Source organism: Burkholderia sp. DN3021 (assembly GCF_049805555.1).
In the GTDB taxonomy this organism is placed as follows: Bacteria; Pseudomonadota; Gammaproteobacteria; order Burkholderiales; family Burkholderiaceae; genus Burkholderia; species Burkholderia pyrrocinia_C.
This window is the reverse complement of the sequence record NZ_JBNCAB010000182.1, coordinates 1-3,129: the sequence shown is the minus strand read 5'-3', so window position 1 is coordinate 3,129 and position 3,129 is coordinate 1. Positions and strand designations below refer to the sequence as shown.

Here is a 3,129-nt window from a genome sequence, read left to right as displayed (position 1 = left end):
GTCCGGCGGCGGCAAGGCGGGCAGCGGCGCGGACGGCGGCGGCGCCGGCACGTCGTTCGCGCCGGCGCGCATCCTGTACACGGGCGGCACGCTGCGCGGCCTGCTCGACGCGGCATGCGCGCGCTTCGGCGTCTTCTGGAAATACGAGCAGGGGACGATCCGCTTCTTCTTCACCGATACCCACACGTTCCAGGTCAACGCGATTCCCGGCGACTCGTCGCTGAACGCGTCGGTGGTGAGCGGCGCGACGAGCGACGGCACGTCGGGCGGCTCGCAGTCCGGCGGCTCGGGCAGCGGCGCGAGCGGCCCGGGCTCCGGCACGACGGGCCTCACCGCGAACAATACGGCGAACACCGCGGTGAATTCGCAGCTGTCCGTGTTCAACGGGCTGCAGAGCGCGATCCAGTCGATGCTGTCGCGCTACGGCAGCTCGGTCGCATCGCCCGCGACCGGCTCGATCTCGGTGACCGACACGCCCGACGTGATCGAGCGCGTCGCCGCGTTCATGACGCAGCAGAACCGCTCGCTGTCGCGGCAGGTGATGCTCAACGTGACGGTGCTCAGCGTGTCGCTGAAGGCGGGCGACGCATACGGGATCGACTGGAGCCTCGTCTACAAGACGGTGTCGGCGCAATTCGGGATCTCCAACCCGTTCACGCCGGCCGCGGTGACGCCCGGCGACCTGTCCGCGACGGTGCTCAGCCCGACGAGCCGCTTCAACGGCACCAAGCTGCTGATTCGCGCGTTGTCGCAGCAGGGGACGGTGCGCCGCAAGACGTCGGCGTCGGTCACGACGCTCAACAACCAGCCGGTGCCCGTGCAAGTCGCGACGCAGACGGGCTATCTCGCGTCGGTGTCGACGACGAACACCGCGAACGTCGGCTCGTCGACCGCGCTCACGCCGGGCACCGTAACGACGGGCTTCAACATGACGCTGTTGCCGCACGTGCTCGACGATGGCACCGTGATGCTGCAGTTCTCGACGAACATCTCGTCGCTGCTCCAGCTGAAGGAAGTGTCGAGCAGCACGGGCAGCGGCGCAACGCGGATCCAGACGCCCGACGTCGACATGCGCAACTTCCTGCAGCGGGTCGCGATGAAGTCGGGCGAGACGCTCGTCATCAGCGGCTACGAAGGCACGAACGATTCGCTCGACGAGCGCGGCATCGGCACGCCGAAGATGATCGCGCTCGGCGGCGGCTACGAGGCGCAACGCTCGCGCGAGGTGATCGTGATCCTGATCACGCCCGTCACGCAGCGCGGCGGCGCCTGACGGAGCCGGCAATGAGCGCGCAGGTGATTCAAATCGGCCGCCAGCGCTTCGTCGGCGGCTTGTTCTGGCAGTCGCTGTCGAGGCGCAACGAGCTGCGCGCCGAAGCAGTCGAGCTCGCGAAGAAGCTGAAGTTCGACCTGATGGTGCTGCGGATCGATCGCGGCGGCGCGGCGGCGGGCTATGCGAACACGCGCGACGGCTTCGCGCCCGGGCATCTGTCGCTCGGCGCGATGGTGTCGCGCGCGATCGCGCTCGAAGGCGCGTTCTACAACGGGCGCCGGCAGCCCGCGCCGAACTGGCTCGGCGCGTTCGCGCTGCCCGACGGACGCTGGGCGTACTTCGCGGTGCGCGACCACGCGTTCATGCCGAACGGCGACTGGGTCGGCACTCGCGAAGAAGCGTTGGAACGGCTGCATACCGATTACGCGTGGGGCGGCTGGAACGTCGTGATCGGCGAGCTGGAGCTCGAGAAGCAGGGCTTCCAGAATTTTCAGCCGAAGCGGCTCGACGATCTGCTGCCGCGCCGTGGCGGCCGGCCGCGTACCGAGCGCTGGTGGGCGTTGCGGCCCATCGAGCGGCGCTTGTCGCCGCGCGCCGCGCTGGTCGCCGCGGCGGTCGTGTGCGTCGCGGGCGGCGGCGCGTTCGCCTATTGGCATCATCGCGCGAAGGTCGAGGACGAGCAACGCGAGGCGGCGCTCGAACGCGTGCGCGCGGAACTCGCCGCGCGGCAGGCGAAGAGCGGCCCCGTCGTTCCGCCGTGGGCGGCGCTGCCCGACGCGGTCGGGTTCGCGCGCGCGTGCGCGACGCGCTTCGGCCGGCTCGCGCCGGGCGGCTGGCGGCTCGATCGCTACGAATGTACGCCGGACGCGGCGCACTACACGTGGGCGCGCAATGGCTCGAACGTGCGCTACCTGCTCGCCGCGGAGCCCGACGCGATCGTCGACACCGACGGCGAACGCGCGACGCTCGAGGTGCCGCTCGCCGCGCCGACGGCGGGCGACACGCCGCTCGTCGACGATTCGGTTGTCAGGACGCAACTTCTGTCGCGTCTCCAATGGCTCGATGCCGTGGCTAAACTGGACCCGCTGCTTCCCGATCAGGCGGCGCGCGCCCCGCTCGCGAATCTCGCGCAGCAGGCGGCCGCCGCGGTCGGGTGGCGCGCGTACCGGCTGAACGCGAGCCTCGGCGGCGTCGCGCCGCCCGAGTTCGTGCGCGCGATCGACGTGCCGGGGCTGCGCGTGCAGCGCCTCGCTTACCAGAACAATCAGTGGACTCTCGAAGGAGTGCTCTATGCGAAATAGTCGCGTCCGATGGATATGCGCACTTGGCCTGGCGGTGCTCGCCGGCGCCGTGCGCGCGGCGGGGCCCGTGTCGTCCGACGAGGACGGCGCGACCGCCGCGCGGCTCACGCAGTTGCAAAGCGAGACGGTGCTGCTGCAGGCGCAGTTGAAGAAGCTCGAGACCGAGCAACAGGTCGCCGAGCGGTCCGCGCAGCTCGCGCGCGTGCGCGGCGGCGCGCCGGCCGGGCAGTTCGCGGTGACGGCGATCGAAGGCGTCGGCAAGCGCGCGTTCGCGACGCTCCGGATGAACGGCGGCGCCGAATTCGAAGTGCAGCGCGGCGACGCGCTGCCGGACGGTGGACGCGTCGTCGCGATCGAGCCGCGTGCGGTCGTCGTGTCGAATCGTGGGCGCACCACGAGGCTGTCGACGGCGTCGCCGTCGTACGCGGGCAATCCACCGCTGCCGGCCGACCCGGCCGCGCCGCCGCCGATGCTGCCCGCACTGCCGGCGAGCGGATCATGAGCCACGCCGCGCAACGACCCGACGCGACGCCCGTGCGCGCGCCGCTGCCCGCC

General features: G+C 71.1%; 3 protein-coding genes. All 3 read left to right on the top strand.

Translation table 11 applies throughout. The features are described from left to right. On the top strand, positions 1 to 1,273 hold a 1,273-nt coding region (locus ACPUER_RS36145), incomplete at its 5' end, for a PilN family type IVB pilus formation outer membrane protein (RefSeq protein ID WP_425133499.1). Positions 1,274 to 1,284: 11 nt separating this feature from the next. Then, positions 1,285 to 2,574 (top strand): type 4b pilus protein PilO2, encoded by a 1,290-nt coding sequence (gene pilO2, locus ACPUER_RS36140; RefSeq protein WP_072436843.1) that lies wholly within the window; start codon positions 1,285 to 1,287, stop codon positions 2,572 to 2,574. A 13-nt stretch (positions 2,575 to 2,587) separates the two neighbouring features. Beyond that, complete coding sequence (pilP, locus tag ACPUER_RS36135; RefSeq protein WP_175959216.1) at positions 2,588 to 3,076, top strand: type IV pilus biogenesis protein PilP; 489 nt, start codon at positions 2,588 to 2,590, stop codon at positions 3,074 to 3,076. Positions 3,077 to 3,129 lie beyond the last annotated feature (53 nt).

What these genes read in the sequence shown, in the direction of transcription:
- pilO2 (WP_072436843.1), top strand. Translation starts at nt 1,285, where the DNA reads ATGAGCGCGCAGGTGATTCAAATCGGCCGCCAGCGCTTCGTCGGCGGC.